17 protein-coding genes, 1 tRNA gene and 4 pseudogenes are annotated in these 22094 nt (G+C 70.5%); 13 read left to right on the top strand and 9 right to left on the bottom strand.

All coding sequences use genetic code 11. The features are described from left to right. Positions 1–30 precede the first annotated feature (30 nt). From D3105_RS10470 to D3105_RS10480, 3 genes are all read right to left on the bottom strand, one after another. Positions 31–879, bottom strand: a complete 849-nt coding sequence (locus tag D3105_RS10470; protein ID WP_118902545.1) for a GNAT family N-acetyltransferase — start codon at positions 877–879, stop codon at positions 31–33. Positions 880–961: 82 nt separating this feature from the next. After that, a complete protein-coding gene (locus D3105_RS10475) occupies positions 962–1627 on the bottom strand; it encodes a hypothetical protein (protein ID WP_118902548.1) in 666 nt (221 codons plus the stop codon). Between the two features lie 202 nt (positions 1628–1829). Next, positions 1830–2273, bottom strand: coding sequence for a winged helix-turn-helix transcriptional regulator (locus D3105_RS10480; RefSeq protein ID WP_118902552.1), 444 nt, complete (start codon positions 2271–2273; stop codon positions 1830–1832). Positions 2274–2488: 215 nt separating this feature from the next. On the opposite strand from D3105_RS10480, the pseudogene D3105_RS10485 reads away from it, so the two are divergent. The 10 genes and pseudogenes from D3105_RS10485 to glmS form a co-directional block, all read left to right on the top strand. Then, positions 2489–3844: pseudogene (locus D3105_RS10485) on the top strand (MFS transporter); the annotation flags it as partial. Between the two features lie 104 nt (positions 3845–3948). Continuing rightward, a complete protein-coding gene (locus D3105_RS10490) occupies positions 3949–4590 on the top strand; it encodes a GNAT family N-acetyltransferase (RefSeq protein WP_118902596.1) in 642 nt (213 codons plus the stop codon). A 37-nt stretch (positions 4591–4627) separates the two neighbouring features. Further along, positions 4628–4985: pseudogene (locus tag D3105_RS10495) on the top strand (SIP domain-containing protein); the annotation flags it as partial. A 157-nt stretch (positions 4986–5142) separates the two neighbouring features. Beyond that, positions 5143–6591: a pyridoxal phosphate-dependent decarboxylase family protein gene (locus D3105_RS10500; protein ID WP_118902558.1), complete on the top strand. Its 1449-nt coding sequence runs from the start codon at positions 5143–5145 to the stop codon at positions 6589–6591. Then, the gene (locus tag D3105_RS10505) at positions 6575–7852 is read left to right on the top strand and encodes a lysine N(6)-hydroxylase/L-ornithine N(5)-oxygenase family protein (protein WP_118902561.1); all 1278 of its coding nucleotides are present in this window, start codon (positions 6575–6577) and stop codon (positions 7850–7852) included. Before D3105_RS10500 ends, D3105_RS10505 begins: the two co-directional genes overlap by 17 nt. Then, positions 7849–8418, top strand: a complete 570-nt coding sequence (locus D3105_RS10510; RefSeq protein WP_118902564.1) for a GNAT family N-acetyltransferase — start codon at positions 7849–7851, stop codon at positions 8416–8418. Before D3105_RS10505 ends, D3105_RS10510 begins: the two co-directional genes overlap by 4 nt. Continuing rightward, positions 8415–10193 carry an IucA/IucC family protein gene (locus D3105_RS10515; RefSeq protein ID WP_118902568.1) on the top strand — a complete coding sequence of 593 codons (1779 nt, stop codon included), beginning with the start codon at positions 8415–8417 and terminating at the stop codon, positions 10191–10193. The genes D3105_RS10510 and D3105_RS10515 overlap by 4 nt, the downstream gene beginning before the upstream one ends. A 104-nt stretch (positions 10194–10297) precedes the next feature. After that, positions 10298–11179 carry a DUF4429 domain-containing protein gene (locus tag D3105_RS10520; RefSeq protein ID WP_118902571.1) on the top strand — a complete coding sequence of 294 codons (882 nt, stop codon included), beginning with the start codon at positions 10298–10300 and terminating at the stop codon, positions 11177–11179. A gap of 86 nt (positions 11180–11265) precedes the next feature. Continuing rightward, positions 11266–11541, top strand: a complete 276-nt coding sequence (locus tag D3105_RS10525; RefSeq protein ID WP_003968990.1) for a hypothetical protein — start codon at positions 11266–11268, stop codon at positions 11539–11541. Positions 11542–11614: 73 nt separating this feature from the next. After that, a complete protein-coding gene (gene glmS, locus D3105_RS10530; protein WP_030813175.1) occupies positions 11615–13444 on the top strand; it encodes a glutamine--fructose-6-phosphate transaminase (isomerizing) in 1830 nt (609 codons plus the stop codon). A gap of 120 nt (positions 13445–13564) precedes the next feature. Here the strand turns inward: glmS and D3105_RS10535 are convergent, their stop codons facing one another. After that, entirely contained in the window at positions 13565–14086 is a 522-nt protein-coding gene (locus D3105_RS10535; RefSeq protein ID WP_010062832.1) for a universal stress protein, read from the bottom strand. 919 nt (positions 14087–15005) lie between these two features. Between D3105_RS10535 and D3105_RS10540 the strand changes: the two are divergent. The 3 genes and pseudogenes from D3105_RS10540 to D3105_RS10550 all read left to right on the top strand — a co-directional run bounded on the left by D3105_RS10540 (position 15006) and on the right by D3105_RS10550 (position 17033). Further along, positions 15006–16224 (top strand): annotated as a pseudogene (locus D3105_RS10540) (helix-turn-helix domain-containing protein). Between the two features lie 10 nt (positions 16225–16234). Further along, on the top strand, positions 16235–16840 hold the full coding sequence (gene orn, locus D3105_RS10545) for an oligoribonuclease (protein WP_118902574.1): 606 nt from the start codon (positions 16235–16237) through the stop codon (positions 16838–16840). A 120-nt stretch (positions 16841–16960) separates the two neighbouring features. After that, positions 16961–17033, top strand: a tRNA-His gene (locus D3105_RS10550). Between the two features lie 70 nt (positions 17034–17103). Here D3105_RS10550 and D3105_RS35270 read toward each other — a convergent pair. From D3105_RS35270 to D3105_RS10575, 5 genes and pseudogenes are all read right to left on the bottom strand, one after another. Next, positions 17104–17315 (bottom strand): annotated as a pseudogene (locus D3105_RS35270) (lytic polysaccharide monooxygenase); the annotation flags it as partial. An 80-nt stretch (positions 17316–17395) separates the two neighbouring features. Then, positions 17396–18433, bottom strand: coding sequence for a LacI family DNA-binding transcriptional regulator (locus tag D3105_RS10560; RefSeq protein ID WP_065488170.1), 1038 nt, complete (start codon positions 18431–18433; stop codon positions 17396–17398). 171 nt (positions 18434–18604) lie between these two features. Next, complete coding sequence (locus D3105_RS10565; protein WP_118902578.1) at positions 18605–20062, bottom strand: GH1 family beta-glucosidase; 1458 nt, start codon at positions 20060–20062, stop codon at positions 18605–18607. A 54-nt stretch (positions 20063–20116) separates the two neighbouring features. Next, positions 20117–21037 (bottom strand): carbohydrate ABC transporter permease, encoded by a 921-nt coding sequence (locus D3105_RS10570; protein ID WP_118902581.1) that lies wholly within the window; start codon positions 21035–21037, stop codon positions 20117–20119. Positions 21038–21051: 14 nt separating this feature from the next. Continuing rightward, positions 21052–22050: a carbohydrate ABC transporter permease gene (locus D3105_RS10575; protein WP_118902584.1), complete on the bottom strand. Its 999-nt coding sequence runs from the start codon at positions 22048–22050 to the stop codon at positions 21052–21054. Positions 22051–22094 lie beyond the last annotated feature (44 nt).

Here is a 22094-nt window from a genome sequence, read left to right on the forward strand (position 1 = left end):
TAGGACTTGCCCCGTGTCCTCGGCCCCGGCTCACGACCGCGCGGGCTGGTTGGCGATCAAGAGGGTGACGTCGGCGGGGCGGAAGCCCAGGCGGGTGTAGATGCGGGCGACGACATCCTCCGCGTAGGCGAGGAAGACGGTGTGCACCCCGTGGTCGCGGGCGTGGGTGGCCAAAGCTGCCGTGACGGCGGCCGCGAGGCCTTGGCGGCGGGCCGTGGGCAGCGTGCCGACGCCGCCGATCTCGGTCGCGCCGTTCGCCGGGTGGTAGTGGCCGGCTGCCAGCGGGATGCCGTCGGGGGCGAGGGCGGCCATGAGGGTCTTGTGCCCGGCGCGGAGGGCGGGGCGGGTCGTCGCGACCGTTCCGTCCGCGGCCAGCTTCTCCGCCACTGCCGACAGCTCCGCGCGCCCCGCCACGCCCACCGCGGTGCCCGCATCGGCGAAGGCCAGCCGGGGAAGGGCGAGGGCCCCGGGGAGGGCCGGGTCGTCCGCCGTCAGGGCGCGGATCGTGACGCCGTCCGGCAGGGGATGCCGAGGCAGCGCGCTGTGCGGGTCGAGGACCATCAGCGGGCGTTCCTGGACCGGGAGCCCGGCGGCCTCGATCCGGGCACGCAGCGTCGGCGCTGCCTCGGCGAGCCACTCGAAGGCTTCCGGCACCCCGAGTTCACGCTGCCGGGCGCGCACCCGGGCGATGTCCGCAGCGGTGACGGCCGCGGAGCCCTCCGCGGTGGGCTGTGCGTGACTCGGACCGCCGTAGTACGGGGTTCCGGGCTGGTTCCGTACGAACAGTCGCAACGGGCCGAACGCTTCCGCGTCGGCGAACAGCAGGGGCACGGTGGCGTAGTACTGCTCGATACGGGCACGCAGCGACAGGGCGTTCATGCAGCTCATCCCATCATGCCGAGGTGGCCCGCCCCATCCGGGATGCGGCGGTCCCTCGCCGGGGCCGGGTGCCCGCCGGGCTTTACGGGCGGACCTCCGAAGTGACCTTGAACGGGCCCTCGGCGACCGCCACGCACGGGACGACGTCCGACACCGCGCCCGCCGCCAGACCCGTTTCGCAGAGCCGGCCGCCGTCCTCGCGCAGGTCGATGTGGAAGCGGGTCTTCTTGCCGTCCTGCTTCAGATTGTGGATGCGTTCGTCCGTGTAGCCGAGGCCGTTCAGGGTCGTGCGGACCTTGGCGGGCGTGGGATCCGCGAGCATCTGCAGCGCCGCGATGACGCGCTGCTCGTGGTGGGCGCTCACACACCGGTCGCGGTCGTCCAACTCCGCCTCGGGCCCGGTGGGAGGGGCGGGCTCGACGGGGTCGGCCGGAGGTGTCTCCCCGGGGGCGATGGTCTCCGGCTCCTCCCCATCGGGCTTGCTCGTGCCGATGGGTCTCCGGGAGTTCACTCCGGGCTCGGGGCACGCCTTCTCGAATCTGTCGAACAGCGCCTGGGCAGCCGCCGATTCCGGAGATGGCTGCTGGGACACCGTCGACGAGCCGGCGTTCCCGGCCCTTCCCCCGCCGCCGCTCTGTTCTGTTCCGCAGGCGGTGAGGGCCAGGGCCGCGACGGCGGTGAGGGCGGCGGCCGCGAGAGCGCGTCGGCCGGGGGTGAACATGCTGATGGGGCCTCTGATATGCGTCATGCGCCGAGTCTCCGGCGGGCCCCTGCGGCCCGCTTGAGTACGCGTACTCATCGCCCACGGGCAATTCGACGGCCGGGGAACGGGGTTACGGGCCTCCCGATCCCGCAACCGCTGACGCCCCTCACGGGGTCCTGCGGTGAGCACGCCATGTTGACGATCACTACAACGACACCCCGGCGATCGAATGGCGCGTACTTGCGCCTCAGGAGACGGCTGCCCCCTCGCTCTGCCGGGCGTCGTAGTCGCTCCGGGCCTTCGCGATCTCCTGCTGGTGGCTCTCGGTCCAGTCGACGAGCGACCTGATCGTCGTGTGCAGGGTCGCGCCCAGCTCCGTCAGCTCGTACTCCACCCGGGGCGGGACGACGGGGTACACCGTGCGCCGTACCAGACCGTCGCGTTCGAGCTGGCGCAGGGTCACCGTCAGCATGCGCTGGCTGATGCCCTCGATGAGCCGACGCAGCTCGGAGAAGCGCAGCGTGCGGCGTTCCAGGTGGGCGATGGCGAGGAGCGACCACTTGTCCGCGACGCGGTCGAGGATCTGCCGCACCTCGCAGCCCTCACGGACGTCCCACTGGCTGATGTCGTAGTCCGGACCCGCGTCGGTATCTACGCAGTGACTCGGTGACTTCGAAGTGCCTTCTTCCATACCGCCCCACGGTGCCGCAAGCTTCGAGTGGTTACAAGAGGGAACCGACCACCGGTTCGGTAACTCGCTCCTGTTCCGCGCTGCTTGAGGCCTCTGCACGCGAACCCCTTCTCGATGAGCTGCTGTTGCGGCTGATCGTCATGCCCGATTCGACCGTGCACAAGGAGATTCCCGTGTCCTCATCACCGTCCCCCTCGAGACCGAAGAGCGCCCGCATGACCGGCCGCGCCTGGGGCGTGCTGCTCGTCCTGTGCGGCGCGATCTTCCTCGAAGGCATCGATGTGGCCATGCTGAACGTGGCCATGCCCGCGATCCGCGAGGATCTCGGTCTGTCCACCGGCACCCTCCAGTGGGTGATGAGCGCGTACGTCCTGGGCTACGGCGGTTTCATGCTGCTGGGCGGACGGGCGGCCGATCTCTTCGGCCGTCGCCGGATGTTCCTCCTCTGGCTCGTGGTGTTCCTGCTCTTCTCCGGGCTGGGCGGACTGGCCACCGAGGGCTGGATGCTGATCGTCGCCCGCTTCGTGACGGGGATCGCCGCTGCCTTCATGACCCCGGCCGGTCTGTCGATCATCACCACCGGCTTCCCGGAGGGGCCGCAGCGCGACAAGGCCCTCCTCGTCTACGCGGGCACCGCCGCCGGGGGCTTCTCGATCGGTCTGGTCGTTGGCGGGCTGCTCTCCGCGATCGACTGGCGCTGGGTGTTCTTCGCCCCGGTCATCCTCTCGCTGGGCATCCTGCTTGCCGCGCTCGCGCTCATCCCCGCCTCGCCCCGCCCGGACCGCACGGGGCAGGGCGTCGACCTGGCCGGAGCCGTCACCGTCACCGCGGGCATCCTGCTGCTCGTCTTCGGCGTCGAGCGGGCCACGCACGTCCCGGCCGTCTGGACCGTCGGCACGGTCGGCGCGGCGCTGCTCCTCTTCCTCGCTTTCGTCGTCATCGAGCGCTCCTCGTCCTCGCCGCTGGTGCGCCTGGGCATCTTCCGCAGCGGGTCACTGGTCCGCGCCAACGTGTCGGGGCTGCTGTTCGCCGCGGGATTCTTCGGCTTCCAGTTCATCGCCGTCCTCTACCTCCAGGAGCTGCGCGGCTGGTCGTCCCTGCAGACCAGCTTCGCGCTGATCGTCATCGGCGTGGACGCCGTGCTCTCGCCGCTCCTCACCCCGAAGCTGGTCGCCCGGTTCGGCAACGCCCGGGTCATCTTCGTCGGGCTGCTCGTCGCGTCGCTCTCGTACGCTCTGTTCCTGCCGCTCGCCGCGGACTGGACGTACGCGGCGATGTTCCCGGGCCTGCTCCTGCTGGGCGTGGCCTTCTCCCTGGTCTACGGGCCGCTGACCATCGTGGCCACGGACGGTGTCGCCGAGGAGGAGCAGGGGGTGGCCGGCGGACTGCTCTACACGTCCTTCCAGTTCGGCGCCGCGCTGGGGCTGTCCGCCGTGACCGCCGTCAGCATCGGCGCGACGGACGGGACGTCACCGGCCGCCCTCCTCGACGGGTACCGGGCGGCCCTGGTCATCCCTCTGACCGCCGCCCTGATCGCTGCCGNCGCTGCCGTCCGGGCTTACGGCCGACGGCGGATGACGTACGGGCGAAGGCGGATGTCGCACGGTCGACGGCGTACCGCCGGCTGCCGGAATTCCGGTCGACACGTCTCCGGCCCGTCCGGCAGAGTCTCGTCATGGACCTCCGGCATTGGCCCCTCTACGGGCTCCGTCTCCGCACCCCGCGCCTCGAACTGCGTCTGCCCGGGCTCGAACTCCTCGACGAGCTTGCCTCGGCGGCGGCCCACGGGGTGCACGATCCGGACCGGATGCCGTTCAGCGTGGCATGGACCGACGGGAAGCCCGACGAGGTGGCGCGCGCGGTGTTCCAGCATGTGCTGGGGACCGTCGCCGGCTGGTCCGTACAGGACTGGACGCTCAGCCTGGCCGTGCTCCACGAGGGCGAGGTCGTCGGACGGCAGGACCTCATGGGGCGGGACTTCGGGGTGCGGCGGCAGGTGGAGACGGGGTCGTGGCTCGGGCTCCCTCACCAGGGGCGGGGTTTGGGTACGGAGATGCGGGCCGCCGCCCTCCACCTCGCGTTCGCCGGGCTCGGCGCGCGGTACGCCGTCTCCGCGGCCATGACCGACAACCTCCGTTCGCTCGGGGTCTCGCGGCGGCTCGGGTACGGGGACGACGGCCTGGACACGGGTGTGGTGCGCGGGGCCGCGGTCACGCTGCGGCGGCTGCGCCTGGACCGGGCCCGATGGGAGGCGCACCGGAGCGTGGCCGTGACCGTGGAGGGGCTCGACGCCTGCCGGGCGGAGTTCGGCGTGTGAGTCGGCGGCTTCCGCGGGTGTCGCACGACGCCCCATTCGGACAGTCCCGCGCACCGAGGACCGGCAGGCACTGAACACCGCGGTGAAGTCCCGGATCAGCCGGCTCGCCCGGAGCGAGGGGACCGCCTGCGGCGTGGAGACCGTGCGCGCCGCTCCGTTGCCCGAAGGCACGCCGTACTCATGGAGCGCGGGCGAGGCGTCCGGGGTGCGGGCACTACGCCACCACCCCGTCCGGGAGCGCGGGTTCGCCAGGGCGCGGGTGACGTCCACCACGTACTGGGCGCGCGGACTGAGCGAGGAACAGGCGCGGAAGGCGGAATCGGAGGCCGTATCCGCCGGAATCGACTCGGCAGAGCACCCCAAAGATGGATCGGGTGGATGAAGTGGCGCGATAGGGGAGGTAAAGCGGACAACCGGCACACACGCCGGGGGCGAGGAAAGCGAGCGATTCCGACTTAGGTTAGGCTCCCCTTAGTTCAAGATCGCGCCCTCGTCCCCTCTTCCTGCCCGGAGGGACGCGATGCAGTTGCCCTCACCCGGGAGGACCCCTTCATGCGTGCGCACCTGCTCAACAACACGACTGCGGAGCACTATCGGAGCACCGTCTCCGCAGGCGTGGAACGGGTCGCGGCCACCCTCGCTGCCACCGAGCGCCCCTTCAGCGGGATCGGTGTCGACGAGCTCTCCCCCGTCGTCGACGCGATCGACCTCGACCGGCCGCTGGGCGACGCCGCCGCCGCCCTCGACGAGCTCGGCGAGGTCTACCTCCGCGACGCCGTCTACTTCCACCACCCCCGCTACCTGGGCCACCTCAACTGCCCGGTCGTCATACCCGCGGTGCTCGGCGAGGCCGTGCTCTCCGCGATCAACTCCTCGCTGGACACCTGGGACCAGAGCGCGGGCGGCACGCTCATCGAGCGCCGTCTGATCGACTGGACCACCGAGCGGATCGGGCTCGGCCCGGCCGCCGACGGGATCTTCACCAGCGGCGGTACGCAGTCCAACCTCCAGGCCCTGCTGCTGGCGCGGGAGGAGGCGAAGATCCGGCCGGAGCACTTCACCCGGCTGCGGATCTTCACCTCCGAGTGCAGCCACTTCAGCGTGCAGAAGTCCGCCAAACTGCTCGGCCTCGGCCCGGACGCCGTCGTCTCCGTCCCCGTGGACCGCAACAAGCGCATGCAGACCGTGGCGCTCGCCCACGCGCTGGAGCAGTGCGTGGCCGAGGGGGCCGTCCCGATGGCCGTCGTCGCGACCGCCGGCACCACGGACTTCGGGTCCATCGACCCGCTGCCCGAGATCGCCGCGCTCTGCGAGCAGTTCGCCACCTGGATGCACGTGGACGCCGCGTACGGCTGCGGGCTGCTCGCCTCCCGCGAGCGGCGCGGGCTGCTCGAAGGCATCGAGCACGCGGACTCGGTGACCGTGGACTACCACAAGTCCTTCTTCCAGCCGGTGAGTTCGTCGGCCGTCCTGGTCCGCGACCGGGCGACCCTGCGCCACGCCACCTACCACGCGGAGTATCTGAACCCGCGCCGGATGGCCGAGGAGCGGATACCCAACCAGGTCGACAAGTCCCTCCAGACGACCCGCCGGTTCGACGCGCTCAAGCTGTGGATGACGCTGCGCGTCATGGGCGCCGACGGCATCGGCGAGCTGTTCGACGAGGTCTGCGACCTGGCTGCCGAGGGCTGGAAGCTGCTCGCCGCCGACCCGCGCTTCGACGTGGTGGTCCAGCCGCAGCTGTCCACGCTCGTCTTCCGCTACATCCCCGCCGGGGCCGTCTCCCCGGACGAGATCGACCGCGCCAACCTCCACGCCCGCAAGGCCCTGTTCGCCTCCGGCGAGGCGATCGTCGCGGGCACCAAGGTGGGCGACCGCCAGTACCTGAAGTTCACCCTGCTCAACCCCGAAACGACCGCGCACGACATCGCCACGGTCCTCGACCTGATCTCCGGCCACGCCGAGAAGTACCTGGGAGACTCCCTTGACCGCGCTTCCTGACCCCCACGACTTCATCGGCATCGGCCTCGGCCCGTTCAACCTCGGCCTCGCCTGCCTCACCGAGCCGATCGACGAACTGAAGGGCGTCTTCCTGGAGTCCAAGCCGGACTTCGAGTGGCACGCCGGGATGTTCCTCGAAGGGGCCCATCTCCAGACGCCCTTCATGTCGGACCTGGTGACCATGGCCGACCCGACCTCGCCGTACTCCTTCCTCAACTACCTGAAGGAGCGCGGCAGGCTCTACTCGTTCTACATCCGGGAGAACTTCTACCCGCTGCGGACCGAGTACAACGACTACTGCCGCTGGGCCGCCGGGAAACTGAGCAGCATCCGGTTCGACGAGACCGTCGAGACGGTGACGTACGACGAGGGCACCGAGCTCTACACCGTGCGCACCGTCTCCGGAGAGGAGTTCCGCTCCCGCCACCTCGTCCTCGGCACCGGCACGCCGCCGCACATCCCCGAGGCCTGCCAGGGGCTCGGCGGGGACTTCATCCACAACTCCCGCTATCTGGAGGGGAAAGCCGAGCTCCAGAAGAAGAAGTCGATCACGCTGGTCGGCAGCGGGCAGAGCGCGGCGGAGATCTACTACGACCTGCTCTCCGAGATCGACACCTACGGCTACCGGCTGAACTGGGTCACCCGCTCCCCGCGGTTCTTCCCGCTGGAGTACACCAAGCTGACGCTGGAGATGACCTCCCCGGAGTACATCGACTACTTCCACGCGCTGCCCGAGGAGACCCGCTACCGGCTGGAGACCGGGCAGAAGGGGTTGTTCAAGGGCATCGACGGGGAGCTGATCGACGCGATCTTCGACCTGCTCTACCAGAAGAACCTGCCGGGCCCCGTGCCGACCAGACTGCTCACCAACTCCGCCCTCGTCAACGCGCGTTACGACGAGGAGGGCGGCGCGTACAGCCTGGGGCTGCGCCAGGAGGAGCAGGGCAAGGACTACGAGCTCACCACCGAGGGCCTGATCCTCGCCACCGGCTACCGGTACGAGGCCCCCGCCTTCCTCGCGCCCATAGCCGGGCGGCTGCGCCACGACAGCCGGGGCCGCTTCGACGTGGCCCGCAACTACAGCATCGACACCACCGGGCGCGGGGTCTTCCTCCAGAACGCCTCGGTGCACACCCACTCGATCACCTCGCCCGACCTCGGCATGGGCGCCTACCGCAACGCCTACATCATCGGCGAGCTGCTCGGCCGTGAGGTCTACCCGGTCGAGAAGTCCATCGCCTTCCAGGAGTTCGCCGTATGACCCGCCCCGACGAACAGCAGTCCGCAGCCATCGGCACGTTCACCGTCCGGCCGCTCGACCCCGCCGCCGACGCCGAGCTGGTGCACGGCTGGGTGACCCACCCCAAGGCCGCGTTCTGGCTGATGGGAGAGGCAGAACTCGCGGACGTGGAGCGGGAGTACCGGTCCATCGCCGCCCACCCGCACCACGAGGCGTTCATCGGGCTGCACGACGGCGAACCCGCCTTCCTGATCGAGCGGTACGACCCCACCGAGGTCGAGCTGAAGGGGCTGTACGAGGCGGAGCCCGGCGATGTCGGGATGCACTTCCTCGTCGCCCCCACCGACACCCCGGTGCACGGCTTCACCCGGGCCGTGATCACCGCCGTGATGGATTTCCTCTTCGCCGACCCGTCGGTGCGCCGGGTCGTCGTCGAGCCCGACGTGACCAACAGCGCGGTCCAGGCCCTCAACAAGGCCGTCGGGTTCGAGGTGCTCCGCGAGATCGCCAAACCGGAGAAGGACGCTCTGCTCAGCGCCTGCACCCGTGAGCAGTTCGAAGCAGCAACCGGAGGTAACGACCGATGACGACCGCCCTCACCGACAGCGTCGCCCACCTCTCCCCCGGACGCTGGGCCACCGCAAACCGACTGCTGGTCCGCAAGGCACTGGCGGAATTCAGCCACGAGCGGCTACTGACCCCCACCCCGCTCGGCGACGACCACTACACCGTCCGTAGCGACGACGCCTCCACCGAGTACCGTTTCACCGCGCGCGTCTTCGCCCTGGACCACTGGCAGGTCGAGGCCGAGACCATCACCCGGCACCGGCACGGCTCCGAACTCCCGCTGGACGCAGTGGAGTTCTTCATCGAGTTGCGGCACGCCCTGGGGATCTCCGAAGAGATCCTGCCGGTCTACCTGGAGGAGATCTCCTCCACGCTGGCCGGAACCGCCTACAAACTCACCAAGGAACCGGCCACCTCCGGCCAGCTCGTCGCCGCCGGCTTCCAGGCCGTCGAGACCGGGATGACCGAGGGCCACCCCTGCTTCGTCGCCAACAACGGGCGGCTCGGCTTCGGCGTGGACGAGTACCGGGCGTACGCCCCCGAGGCGGCGTCCCCGATCCGGCTGGTGTGGCTGGCCGCCCACCGGGAGCGGGCCACCTTCACCGCGGGCGCCGGGCTCGAATACGACGCGCTGATCAAGGACGAGCTGAGCGAGGCGACCCGGGAACGGTTCGCCGGCGCGCTGCGCGGTCTCGGCCTCGACCCGGACGACTACTTCCTGCTGCCCGTCCACCCCTGGCAGTGGTGGAACAAGCTCGCCGTCACCTTCGCCGGCGAGCTGGCCGAACGCCGTCTGGTGGTGCTCGGGGAGGGCGAGGACGGCTATCTCGCCCAGCAGTCGATCCGTACCTTCTTCAACACCGACCACCCCGAGAAGCACTACGTCAAAACGGCGCTCTCGGTCCTCAACATGGGCTTCATGCGCGGGCTTTCGGCCGCGTACATGGAGGCCACGCCCGCGATCAACGACTGGCTGGCCGGTCTGATCGAGCGCGACGACCTCCTGCGCGGGGCCCGGTTCTCGATCATCCGGGAGCGGGCCGCGATCGGCTACCACCACCGCTCGTACGAGGCGGCCACCGCCAAGGGCTCCCCGTACCGGAAGATGCTCGCCGCCCTGTGGCGCGAGAGCCCGGTGCCGGGCCTCCAGCCGGGCGAGCGGGTCGCGACGATGGCCTCGCTGCTCCACACCGACCACGAGGGCGGCTCGGTGGCCGGGGTTCTGATCGCCGAGTCGGGCCTGGACCCGCAGGTGTGGCTGCGGCACTACCTGGACGCCTATCTGGTGCCGGTGCTGCACAGCTTCTACGCCTACGACCTGGTCTACATGCCGCACGGCGAGAACGTGATCCTGGTCGTGGAGGACGGGGTCGTCACCCGCACGATCTTCAAGGACATCGCCGAGGAGATCGCGGTGATGGACCCGGACGCGGTGCTGCCGCCGCAGGTCGAGCGGATCCGGGCCGAGGTGCCCGAGGACATGAAGCTGCTCTCGGTCTTCACCGACGTCTTCGACTGCTTCTTCCGCTTCCTGGGGGCGAGCCTGGCCACCGAGGGCATCCTCGACGAGGACGCCTTCTGGCGGACGGTCGCCGCCTGTGTGCGGGACTACCAGGAGTCGGTGCCGTATCTCGCGGAGAAGTTCCGGCAGTACGACCTGTTCGAGGCGGAGTTCGCGCTCTCCTGCCTCAACCGCCTCCAGCTGCGCGACAACCAGCAGATGGTCGACCTCAACGACCCTGCGGGCGCTTTGCAGTTGGTGGGCCGCCTGAAGAACCCGATCGCCGGGTTCTGAGCCCGGCCGCCACGGCGCGGCGGCCCCTGGACGGGGAGCGCCCGAGGACGGTCCCTCGGGCGCTCGCCCCTTTTCCGGGGCGGCCGGCTGGCAGAATCGGGGCCATGGCAGAAATCATCCAGCGGGACGGAACGTGGACGTTCGACGGGGGCACCGTGCGCATCGTGCCGGGCGGAAAGGCGCATCCGGTCCGGCAGGAGCTGGGTGAGATCGCCGTCCCGCTGGAGGCGGTGGCGGGCGTCTCGTTCGAACCGGACCGCAAGGGCGGCCGGCTGCGGCTGCGGCTGCGCGGGGGCGCCTGCCCGGTGCTGCGGGCCGCCGACGGCCGGCTCAAGGACGGCGCCGACCCCTATGCGCTGACCGTGGAGAAGGACCGTACGGGGGTCGCGGAGTACTTCGTCGACGAGGTCCGCAACGCGCTGCTGATCGAGCAGGTGCCGGACACCCCGGTGGACCGCTTCCTGCTGCCGGGACCGACGCTGCCGGTCTCCGGCGGGGGCGGCGACGGCACGGCGTCCTTCGACGGCGAGACCATCCGGCTGACCTGGAACTGGAAGGCCGAGGAGTCCAAGACCGCCGGGGGCGCGTCCACCCTCCCGCTGTCGCGGATCGCGGCGGTGCGGTGGCTGCCCTCGATCGGCCTGGAGAACGGCTATCTGCGCTTCGAGCCGGTTGAGGGGCCCGTCTCCGCGCCGCCGAAGTACGACCCGTACGCCCTGGACCTGTGGGGGATGTCCAAGAAGGAACACACCGCGGTCCTGGTCGCGGCGGCCGTGCTGATGCGGCTGCCAGGGCCCCGCACGGCCCTGGAAGCCCCGCAGGCGCCCCCGGCCCTGACCAAGGCGGCCGATCCCGCCGCAGCGCCCGCGGGCGACCACGACGCGCTGCTGCGGCGGCTGCGGGAGCTGGGCGAGCTGCACAGGGCGGGGGTCCTCACCGACGAGGAGTTCAGCACCGCGAAGCAGGCCGTTCTGCGCAGCATGTGACGCGATCGGGCGACGTTCACCACACCGGCTGCCCGATATCGGGCAGATTTCTTGCGTAAGCGCGCCCCGACAAGCAATATCGACGGGTGCTTGAACGCCGCTCGTCGCACGACGACCTCATCGATCACCTCGTACGCTCCACCGCGCTCCAGCGCGGCGAGGCGGCCCGGGTGATCCTCGACGTGCTGGCGTACTTCGACGAGAGCACCGACGACTTCGTCCGGCGCCGCCACCGCGAACTGCAGTCCGGCGGCCTGGTCAACACGGAGATCTTCGAGCGGATCGCGGCCGAGCTGCCGCACCGCGCCGTGGCGCCGCCGGAGCTCTCGCTCCGCCAGCTGCGCCGCATCGTCTACGGCTGAGCGGGCCGGGCGCCCGTGCGCGGGGCGCCGCCACGCATGTGTACGTGTACGTCGATGGAGGGGCAGAGAATTCATGTGCGGGATCGTCGGATACATCGGGAAGCGTGACGTCGCTCCGCTGCTGCTGGAGGGCCTGCAGCGGCTGGAGTACCGGGGGTACGACTCCGCGGGCATCGTCATCACCAGCAAGGCGGCGGCGGGCAAGCCGGGCACGCTGAAGATGGTCAAGGCCAAGGGCCGGGTCCGTGAGCTGGAGGCCAAGGTCCCCAAGCGGTTCGCTGGCACCACCGGCATCGCCCACACCCGATGGGCCACCCACGGCGCCCCGAGCGACGAGAACGCCCACCCGCACCTGGACGCGGAGAACAAGGTCGCCGTCGTCCACAACGGGATCATCGACAACGCCTCCGAGCTGCGCACCCGGCTCGCCGCCGACGGCGTCGTCTTCCTCTCGGAGACCGACACCGAGGTGCTGACCCACCTGATCGCCCGCGCCCAGGCGGACACCCTGGAGGAGAAGGTCCGCGAGGCGCTGCGCCACGTCGAGGGCACGTACGGCATCGCCGTGCTGCACGCCGACTTCAACGACCGCATCGTGGTCGCCCGCAACGGTTCGCCGGTCGTCCTCGGCATCGGCGAGAAGGAGATGTTCGTCGCCTCCGACGTCGCCGCCCTGGTCGCCCACACCCGCCAGGTCGTCACGCTCGACGACGGCGAGATGGCCACGCTGAAGGCCGACGACTTCCGTACGTACACGACGGAGGGCTCGACCACGACGGCCACGCCGACCACCGTGGAGTGGGAGGCCGAGTCGTACGACATGGGCGGCCACGACACGTACATGCACAAGGAGATCTCCGAGCAGGCCGACGCCGTGGACCGGGTCCTGCGCGGCCGGATCGACGACCGGTTCTCCACCGTGCACCTGGGCGGCCTGAACCTGGACGCCCGCGAGGCGCGCGGGGTGCGCCGGATCAAGATCCTCGGCTGCGGCACCTCGTACCACGCGGGCCAGATCGGCGCCCAGCTGATCGAGGAGCTGGCCCGGATCCCCGCCGACGCCGAGCCGGCCTCCGAGTTCCGCTACCGCAACCCGGTCGTGGACCCCGACACCCTGTACGTCGCGGTCTCCCAGTCGGGCGAGACGTACGACGTGCTGGCCGCCGTCCAGGAGCTGAAGCGCAAGGGCGCCCGGGTCCTCGGCGTGGTCAACGTGGTCGGCTCCGCGATCGCCCGGGAGGCCGACGGCGGTACGTACGTCCACGCGGGCCCGGAGGTCTGCGTCGTCTCCACCAAGTGCTTCACCAACACCGTGGTCGCCTTCGCGCTGCTCGCGCTGCACCTGGGCCGCATCCGTGACCTGTCGGTCGCGGACGGCAAGCGGATCATCGACGGGCTGCGCCGGCTGCCGGAGCAGATCAGCGAGATCCTGGCGAACGAGGACGAGATCAAGCGGCTCGCGGCGGAGTACGCGGACGCCAAGTCGATGATGTTCATCGGCCGGGTGCGCGGCTATCCGGTGGCCCGCGAGGCTTCGCTGAAGCTGAAGGAGGTCTCGTACATCCACGCCGAGGCCTACCCCGCCTCCGAGCTGAAGCACGGCCCGCTCGCACTGATCGAGCCCGCGATGCCGACCGTGGCGATCGTGCCGGACGACGACCTGCTGGAGAAGAACCGCGCCGCGATGGAGGAGATCAAGGCCCGCAGCGGCCGCATTCTCGCCGTGGCCCACCAGGTGCAGGAGAAGGCCGACCACACCATCGTCGTGCCGAAGAACGAGAACGAGCTGGACCCGATCCTCATGGGCATCCCGCTCCAGCTGTTCGCGTACCACACGGCCCTCGCGATGGGCCGGGACATCGACAAGCCGCGCAACCTGGCGAAGTCCGTGACGGTCGAGTAGCCGACCCCGCAACAACGTGGGCCCCGTACCGCGATCAAGCGGTACGGGGCCCAACGCGTGCCGTTGCAGGGCCTTCTGGCGGTCCCTCAGGGAATGCGGACCTCAGAGGGTTGCGGCCCCTCAGGGAATGACGATGACGGGGCGTTGCGCGCGGCGGGCCAGGCGGCCGGCGACGGACCCGAAGATCCGGCCGACGATGCCGTGCGTGGAGCCGACGACGATGGCGTCCGCGGCATACTCCCGGCCGACCTCCTCCAGCTCGTGGCAGATGTCGCCGCCGCGCTCGACCAGCACCCAGGGGACCTCGGAGAGATAGTCGGCGCAGGCCAGCTCCAGGCCGAGGACCTCGGTGCGGTGGTCGGGGACGTCGACGAAGACGGGGGGCTCGCAGCCCGCCCAGACGGTGGTCGGCAGCCGGTTGGCGACATGGACGATGATCAGGCCGGAGCCCGAGCGGCCGGCCATGCCGATGGCGTAGGCGAGGGCCCGCTCGCTGGACGTCGAGCCGTCGAAACCGACCACGACTCCGTGCCGGAAGGCGGGATCGCACGCATGGCGTGCTTCTTCGACCGTGCGCGGCTCCGACCCGGGGTCGGCGAGCGGCTTGCGGTCCTTGGGTTCAGGGATTTCGTGACCGGCCATCGGTGTCTCGGCGAAGAGAGTCCTCGTGAGGAGGGAACGGTTTCGATGTGCGTCGGGTGCGTCAGCTGATGGTGAAGCTCTGTCCGGGAATCATCTTCCCAACCCCATACCCCCAAGGGTACGGCGTCACTCCTCCATCGCCCAGACCCCCGCAAAAGCGTGCGTGACGCTGGAGGGAGCATGCACGAGCCGGTCCGGTATGGCAATGCCGGTTGTGTCGTACACGCGCCTTCGAGGGGGCGAAGACCATCGGGCGTCCTGTTTTTCACGAGGGCCCGCGAGCACCCGCGAGGGGTGGCGACGGAGCCCGCACCCGGTCCCTGTTGGCCACGTCTCCGAACACCGCGCGAAACCCGTCGTTCGCGTGTTCCCCGGCACATCGGCCGGTGACGCGCCCCTGCGGGACCTCGGCCCGATCCACGCCGCAACGCCCGCCATGACCGCCCTTCCCGACCCGAGCACGCCACGCGTCCACGGCCCCCAGGGAGCGCACCGGCGCGGCTGCCTTACGACGGTTGTGCGCCCGGCGTGACCGGATACAGCACACACAACCGATGATTTTCAGCCAACTTCGCCCGGGGGGCGACCCCTTCGCGGGATGGCCGGACAACCCACCGCCCACCAGGCAGGAACGGACCGCGCGGTACGCTTTCACCCGACGCGGACGGGCCACGTTGGCGAAGGGCACTTCCCTGTGCGCTTCGCAGGTGGAACGCTTCGTGATCGAACGCTTCACGCCACGTTTCCTTATCGACATTGAGCTGGTGGGGGAAGGTGTCACGGCGGGACCACGCGACGCAGTAGATTCGATCTTGAAAAATCGGGGGCTGGGGAACCGTGCGAAACCGAGGGGAAACGTGCAGGAGCGGCAGGCCCGTAAGGACCAGGGAGACGCGAACACCGAGGGGGGCTTAGCGTCATGAGCCAGGACTCCGCCACCGCGACGGATGGCGCACGCAAGCTGACCGGGCGGCGACGCCGGGAAGTCGTTGCCGTGCTGCTGTTCAGCGGCGGCCCTATCTTCGAGAGCTCCATCCCGCTCTCCGTTTTCGGGATCGACCGGCAGGACGCGGGAGTTCCCCGCTACCGCCTGCTGGTCTGCGGGGGCGAGGAAGGACCGCTGCGCACCACCGGTGGGCTCGAACTCACCGCGCCGTACGGCCTGGAGGCGATCAGCAGGGCCGGCACCGTGGTGGTGCCCGCCTGGCGGTCGATCACCTCGCCGCCGCCCGCCGAGGCACTGGACGCGCTGCGGCGCGCCCACGAGGAGGGCGCCCGCATCGTCGGTCTGTGCACGGGAGCCTTCGTGCTCGCGGCCGCCGGCCTGCTGGACGGACGGCCGGCCACCACACACTGGATGTACGCGCCGACGCTGGCCAAGCGCTATCCGTCGGTGCACGTCGATCCGCGCGAGCTGTTCGTGGACGACGGTGATGTGCTCACCTCCGCCGGTACGGCGGCGGGTATCGATCTCTGCCTCCATATAGTCCGCACCGACCACGGCACGGAGGCCGCCGGGGCACTCGCCCGCCGGCTCGTCGTGCCGCCGCGGCGCAGTGGCGGGCAGGAGCGCTACCTGGACAGGTCTTTACCGGAGGAGATCGGGTCCGACCCGCTCGCCGAGGTCGTGGCCTGGGCCCTGGAGCATCTGCACGAGCAGTTCGACGTGGAGACGCTCGCGGCGCGCGCCTACATGAGCAGGCGGACCTTCGACCGCAGGTTCCGTTCGCTCACCGGCAGCGCACCGCTCCAGCGGCTGATCACCCAGCGGGTGCTGCAGGCGCAGCGGCTGCTGGAGACCTCCGACTACTCGGTCGACGAGGTCGCGGGCCGCTGCGGCTTCCGCTCCCCGGTCGCGCTGCGCGGGCACTTCCGCCGCCAGCTCGGCTCCTCCCCCGCCGCGTACCGGGCCGCCTACCGGGCCCGTCGTCCGCAGGGGGGTGGCGGAGAGCGCGGCAACGGTGGTCGAAACGATGGTGCCCAGCCAGGGGCCGCCGTCCGGACGCCGGGGGTCCCCGTTGTCCTCCGCACCGGTCGCCGTGGCGGCCGCGACGGGTCCCGGGGAGCACTCCCTGCCCGGCCCCGACGCGTTCGTTCCCGGACGCCCGGCCCTGCCGGGACAGCGGAGTGCCCCGTAGGGTGGGGCCCATGAACGACCGCATGGTGTGGATCGACTGCGAGATGACCGGGCTCTCGTTGACGGACGACGCACTCATCGAGGTGGCCGCCCTGGTCACCGACTCGGAGCTGAACGTGCTCGGCGAAGGGGTGGACATCGTGATCCGCCCGCCGGACGCGGCCCTGGAGACCATGCCCGAGGTGGTGCGGCAGATGCACACCGCCTCGGGCCTCCTCGACGAGCTGGCCGGGGGCACCACCCTGGCGGAGGCCGAGGAGCAGGTCCTGGCCTACGTCCGCGAGCATGTGAAGGAGCCCGGCAAGGCCCCGCTCTGCGGAAACTCGGTCGGTACCGACCGCGGCTTCCTGGCGCGGGACATGCGGGATCTGGAGAGCTACCTGCACTACCGGATCGTGGACGTGTCCTCGGTCAAGGAGCTGGCCCGGCGCTGGTTCCCCCGGGCGTACTTCAACAGCCCGGACAAGAACGGCAACCACCGGGCGCTGGCGGACATCCGTGACTCCATCACGGAGCTCCGCTACTACCGGGAGGCGGTCTTCGTCCCGCAGCCCGGCCCGGACTCGGACCGCGCCAAGGAGATCGCGGCGCGTCTGGTGACCCCGGCCACATCGTAGGAACCCGCTGGTCACGGGCGTGAGAGCGCCCGCGGACCGGCCCCGGGAAACGGGGGCGCGAGCACCCTCCCGGACCCTGTACACTTTTTCTCGGCCGGTCGGAAACGACCGGGCGACATGGTGGGTATAGCTCAGCTGGCAGAGCACCTGGTTGTGGTCCAGGATGTCGCGGGTTCAAGTCCCGTTACTCACCCTGAAGGAAGGGCCCCGGTCTTCGGACCGGGGCCCTTCCGCGTACGCGCTCTGCCGATCGGGCGATCAGCTCAGAACGCGACGTCGGAGCAGGCGTGGAAGGCATTGCCGGTGTCCGCGATGGTCCGGACGCCGAGGATCAGGTGCTTGCCCGACTTCTGCGGCAGCGCGCCGGCGTGCGTGACGGTGGAGCCGGGCGGAAGGTGTGGCTCGCCCCGGCGGTCATGGCAGGGGCCGGCCAGGCCCCGCCACGCGGGTCGTCCAGCTCGGCGAAGCGCTGGTTGGAGGCCGGCCCCGCCCTCTAGTCATGTCCATACCACCGAAAGCCCCGCACGCGGGGTGGAGCCGACGCCGCCGCCCCCGTCACGAAGAGTCGCGGACCACCAGCTCCGTCGGCAGCACCACCGAGGGGCGCTCGTCACCCGGGGTGCGGCCCGCGATCTCGTCCAGGAGGAGCTGGGCCATGCGGCGGCCCATCTCCTCTATGGGCTGGCGGACGCTGGTGAGGGCCGGGTGCATGTGGCGGGCGACGACCGAGTCGTCGAAGCCCACCAGGGCCACGTCCTCGGGAATGCGGCGGTCCGCCTCGCGCAGGACCTGGCGGGCGCCGGCGGCCATCACGTCGGAGGCGACAAAGACCGCGTCCAGGTCGGGGCGGCGGGCCAGGAGGTCGCGCATGGCGGCCGCGCCGCCCTCCTCGGTGAAGTCGGCGGGGGCGATGAGGCGCTCGTCGGGGGCCAGGCCGGCGGCGGAGACCGCCGCACGGTAGCCGTCCAGGCGGCGCTGGGCCCCGTACACCTCCAGGCGGCCGGTGATCGTGGCCACCTGGCGGCGGCCGCGGGAGACGAGGTGCTCGACGGCGGCCCGCGCGCCCTCGAAGTTGTCGGAGTCGACCGAGGGCAGCGTCTCGGCCGCGTGCCGGGCGCCGCTGATCACGCACGGCATGCCCAGCTGCTCCAGGAGCTCCGGCAGCGGGTCGTCCGCGTGCACGGCGACCAGGAGGACCCCGTCGACGCGGTGGGCGGTGAGGTACTGGGCGAGGCGGCGGCGCTCGCGGTCGTTGCCGACGAGGGTGAGGAGCAGCTGCATCTCGGTGTCGGCCAGGGCCGCCCCGACCCCGCGCACTATGGCGGAGAAGTACGGTTCGGCGAAGAAGCGGGTCTCCGGCTCGGGCACCACCAGCGCGATGGCGTCGGTGCGGTTGCCCGCCAGGGCGCGGGCGGCGCGGTTGGGGACGTATCCCAGCTCGGCCACGGCCGCCTCGACCGCCTGCCGGGTCGCGTCGCTGACCCGGGGCGAGCCGTTGATGACCCGTGAGGCGGTGCCCCGGCCGACGCCGGCCCGTGCCGCCACCTCTTCGAGCGTGGGCCGCCCGCCGCTCCGTACTCGCGCTGCCGCCATGGCCGCCTCCCCGTTCCCGGTCAATTTCTCACAGCCGTAACGTCAATCCAAGTCCTGGATCGATCACCTCGACGAGCGTACGGACAGGGTATTGGGAGCGCTCCCAAAAGCGGTAATGAAAGGTCGGTGGGCCCGGTCGCGGAGACGACCGGGCCCACCGTTCCCGGGAGGTCAGGCCTCCGGGGGCAGCGCGTGACGGGCGATCAGGTCGCCGTACCAGTGCGCGCTGGACTTCGGCGTACGGCGCTGGGTCGCGTAGTCGACGTACACCGCGCCGAAGCGCTTCCCGTAGCCGTAGCCCCACTCGAAGTTGTCCATCAGGGACCAGAGGAAGTAGCCCCGCACGTCGGCACCGTCGGCGACCGCCCGGCGCACCGCCTCCAGGTGGCCGTGCAGATAGGCGATCCGCTCGGGGTCGTGGACCCGGCCGTCGGCATCCGGGGCGTCGTCGAAGGCGGCCCCGTTCTCGGTGACCATCAGCGGCAGGTCCGGGTGCTCGCGGGATACGTCCATGAGGAGGGCGTGCAGACCGTTCGGGTCGACCGACCAGTTCATGGCGGTACGGGGCTTGCCCTCGGCCAGGTGGAAGGCCACGTGCTCGGAGCCGGGCCACGGGGAGTGGTCGCTGCTGCCGTGGCCGTCGTTGCGGGTGTCCCCGGCGCCGTCGGCGGGCGTCGAGACGATGGTCGGCGTGTAGTAGTTGACGCCGAGCACGTCGATGGGGGCCGCGATGGCGGCGAGGTCGCCCTCATGGATCAACTCGGGCCAGTCGACGATCCGTTCGGTGTCGGCCAGCAGGTCTTCCGGGTACGCGCCCTTCAGCATCGGCCCGGTGAAGATCCGGTTGCCCACCGCGTCGATCCGGCGGGCCGCGTCCGCGTCCGCCGCGCTGTCGGTCAGCGGGCGCACCTGGTGGAGGTTGAGGGTGACCGAGGTCTGCGCGGCAGCGGGGAGGTTGGCGCGCAGCGCCTCGGTCGCCCGGCCGTGGGCGAGGTTGAGGTGGTGGGCGGCCCGCAGCGCGGCGGCCGGTTCGGTGCGGCCGGGGGCGTGGACCCCGGAGCCGTACCCGAGGAAGGCCGAGCACCAGGGCTCGTTGAGCGTCGTCCACATCGAGACCCGGTCGCCGAGCGCGCGGGCCATGATGGCCGCGTAGTCCGCGAACCGTTCGGCCGTCGCGCGCTCGGGCCAGCCGCCCGCGTCCTCCAACTCCTGTGGCAGGTCCCAGTGGTAGAGCGTGGCGACGGGCTTGATGCCGGCGATGAGCAGCTCGTCGACGAGCGACCGGTAGAAGTCCAGGCCGCGTTCGATCGCGGGGCCCCGGCCGGTGGGCTGGACCCGGGACCAGGAGACGGAGAAGCGGTACGCCTGGAGGCCGAGGCGCTTCATCAGGGCGACGTCGTCGCGGTAGCGGTGGAAGTGGTCGGCGGCCACGTCCCCGGTGTCGCCGTTGACGACCTTGCCGGGGGTGTGGCTGAAGGTGTCCCAGATGGAGGGGGTGCGGCCCCGCTCGGAGGCCGCACCCTCCACCTGGTACGCGGCGGTGGCCGCGCCCCACAGGAAGCCGGTCGGGAAGGGGGCCTGGGCGGCGGGTGCCTGCTGCGGGACCGTGTCGGGTCGGACGGCTGTCATGCGGGAGCGCTCCCTAGGGGAAGGTGAGGGGTGGGGAAGGAGAGGTGAAGGCCGTCAGCCCTTGACCGCGCCGGACATGATGCCGCCGACGATCCGCTTGCCGAAGAGGACGAACACCACCAGCAGCGGCAGCGTGCTGATCAGCGCGCCCGCCATCACGATGGACTGGTCGGGGGTGTACGAGGCGCTGAGCTGGCCGAGGGCCACCTGAAGGGTCGGGTTCTGCTGGTTGAGGGCCAGGTAGGGCCAGAAGAAGTCGTTCCAGGCCTGGACGAAGGTGAGCATCCCGAGCACCATCATCGCGGGGCGCGCCACCGGCAGCACCACGCTGCGCACGATGCGGAAGTTGTTCGCGCCGTCGATCTTGGCCGCCTCGATCAGCTCGTACGGCAGGGCCTCGATCAGGTACTGGCGCATGAAGAACACGCCGAACGCGCTCACCAGGGTCGGGAAGATCACCGATTCGAGCTGTCCGCCCCAGCCGAGGCCGGACATCATCATGAACAGCGGGACGACACTGAGCTGCGGCGGGATGGTGAGGGTGGCGATGACCGCGGTCATCAGCCAGCCGCGGCCCCGGAAGCGCATCTTGGCGAACGCGTAGCCGGCGAGCGTGCAGAAGAAGAGCGTGGCGAGGGTGATCGAGGACGAGACGATGACGCTGTTGACGATCGCCTTGCCGAGGTTCGCCTGTTCCCAGGCGGTCTGGACGTTCTCGATCAGCTTGCCGCCCGGGAAGAACGGCGGGGTGGAGGCGAGGACCTCGTCCTGGGTGCGGGAGGCCGCGACCAGGGTCCAGTAGAGCGGCAGCAGCGAGCCGAAGCCGACGACGGCGAGCGCGGCGTACGCGAACGGGCCGCCTTTCATCTGCTGTCCGGCGCCCATCCGGAAGCGGCTCGGGCGCTTCGGAGCACGGTTCTCCGGGCTCGGCGCGAGCTTCACGGGGGCGGTGGGCGTGGGGCTGGTCATGGTCATGGAGTCGCTCCCGGTCAGACCGCGGACGTGCGGAAGAATCGGCCGATGATCCAGTTGGCCGCGGCGATGAGCAGCAGGAGGGCGAGCATCGCCCAGGCGACGGCGGCGGCCGGACCGAGGTGTCCGAGGTTCCAGCCGTAGTTGTAGAGGTAGATGCTGAGCGTCTCGTACTGGTTCTCGTTGCCGCCGGTGGCGCCCAGCGCACCGCCCTCCAGCAGCAGCGGTTCACCGAAGAGCTGCATGGAGCCGATGGTGGAGATGACGATGGTGAACAGGATCGTCGGCCGCAGCGAGGGGATGGTGACCTTGCGGAACTGCTGCCAGCGCGACGCCCCGTCCAACGAGGCCGCCTCGTAGAGGTCGTTGGGGACCGCCTGCATGGCGGCCAGGTAGATCAGCGCGTTGTAGCCGGTCCACCGCCAGATGACGATGACGGAGATGGCGAGCTTCGACGTCCAGTGCCCGTTGGCCCAGTTGACCGGGTCGAAGCCGACGAGGCCGAGCGTCCAGTTGAGCAGTCCGCCGTCGGCCCGGAACACCAGGGCGAAGACGAGGGCCGCCGAGGCCACGGAGGTGGCGTACGGGGTGAGGATGATCGTGCGCCAGAACGTGCTGGCGCGCAGACGGTAGTTGAGGAGATGGGCGAGGCCCAGGGCCATCAGGAGCTGCGGGACGGTCGAGATGACGCCGATCAGGAAGGTGTTGCTGACCGAGGTCCAGAACTCCGGGTCGTTCAGGATCTTGTCGAAGTTCTCCCAGCCCACCCACTCCATGGAGTCCAGGCCGGTCATCGAGACCCGGTGCAGGGCGATCCACCCGGTGTAGAGCAGCGGGTAGAGGCCGAAGGCCCCGAAGATCAGGAAGAACGGCGCTATGTACGCGTACGGGGACGCCTTGTCGTCGAACCGCCACAGCCGGCTGCGCCACAACTGCCGTCGCTCGTCGGTCGGTTCCTTCTTCGATGGGCGGGGCGCTTTCGCGTACGCATCCCGGGTGGGGGTCGAGGTTGCCACGGGCGGGGAGTCCTTCCCTGGGTGCGGCTGAGGAGTCGGGCGGG

Source organism: Streptomyces globisporus, assembly GCF_003501885.1.
Lineage (GTDB): Bacteria > Actinomycetota > Actinomycetes > Streptomycetales > Streptomycetaceae > Streptomyces > Streptomyces globisporus_D.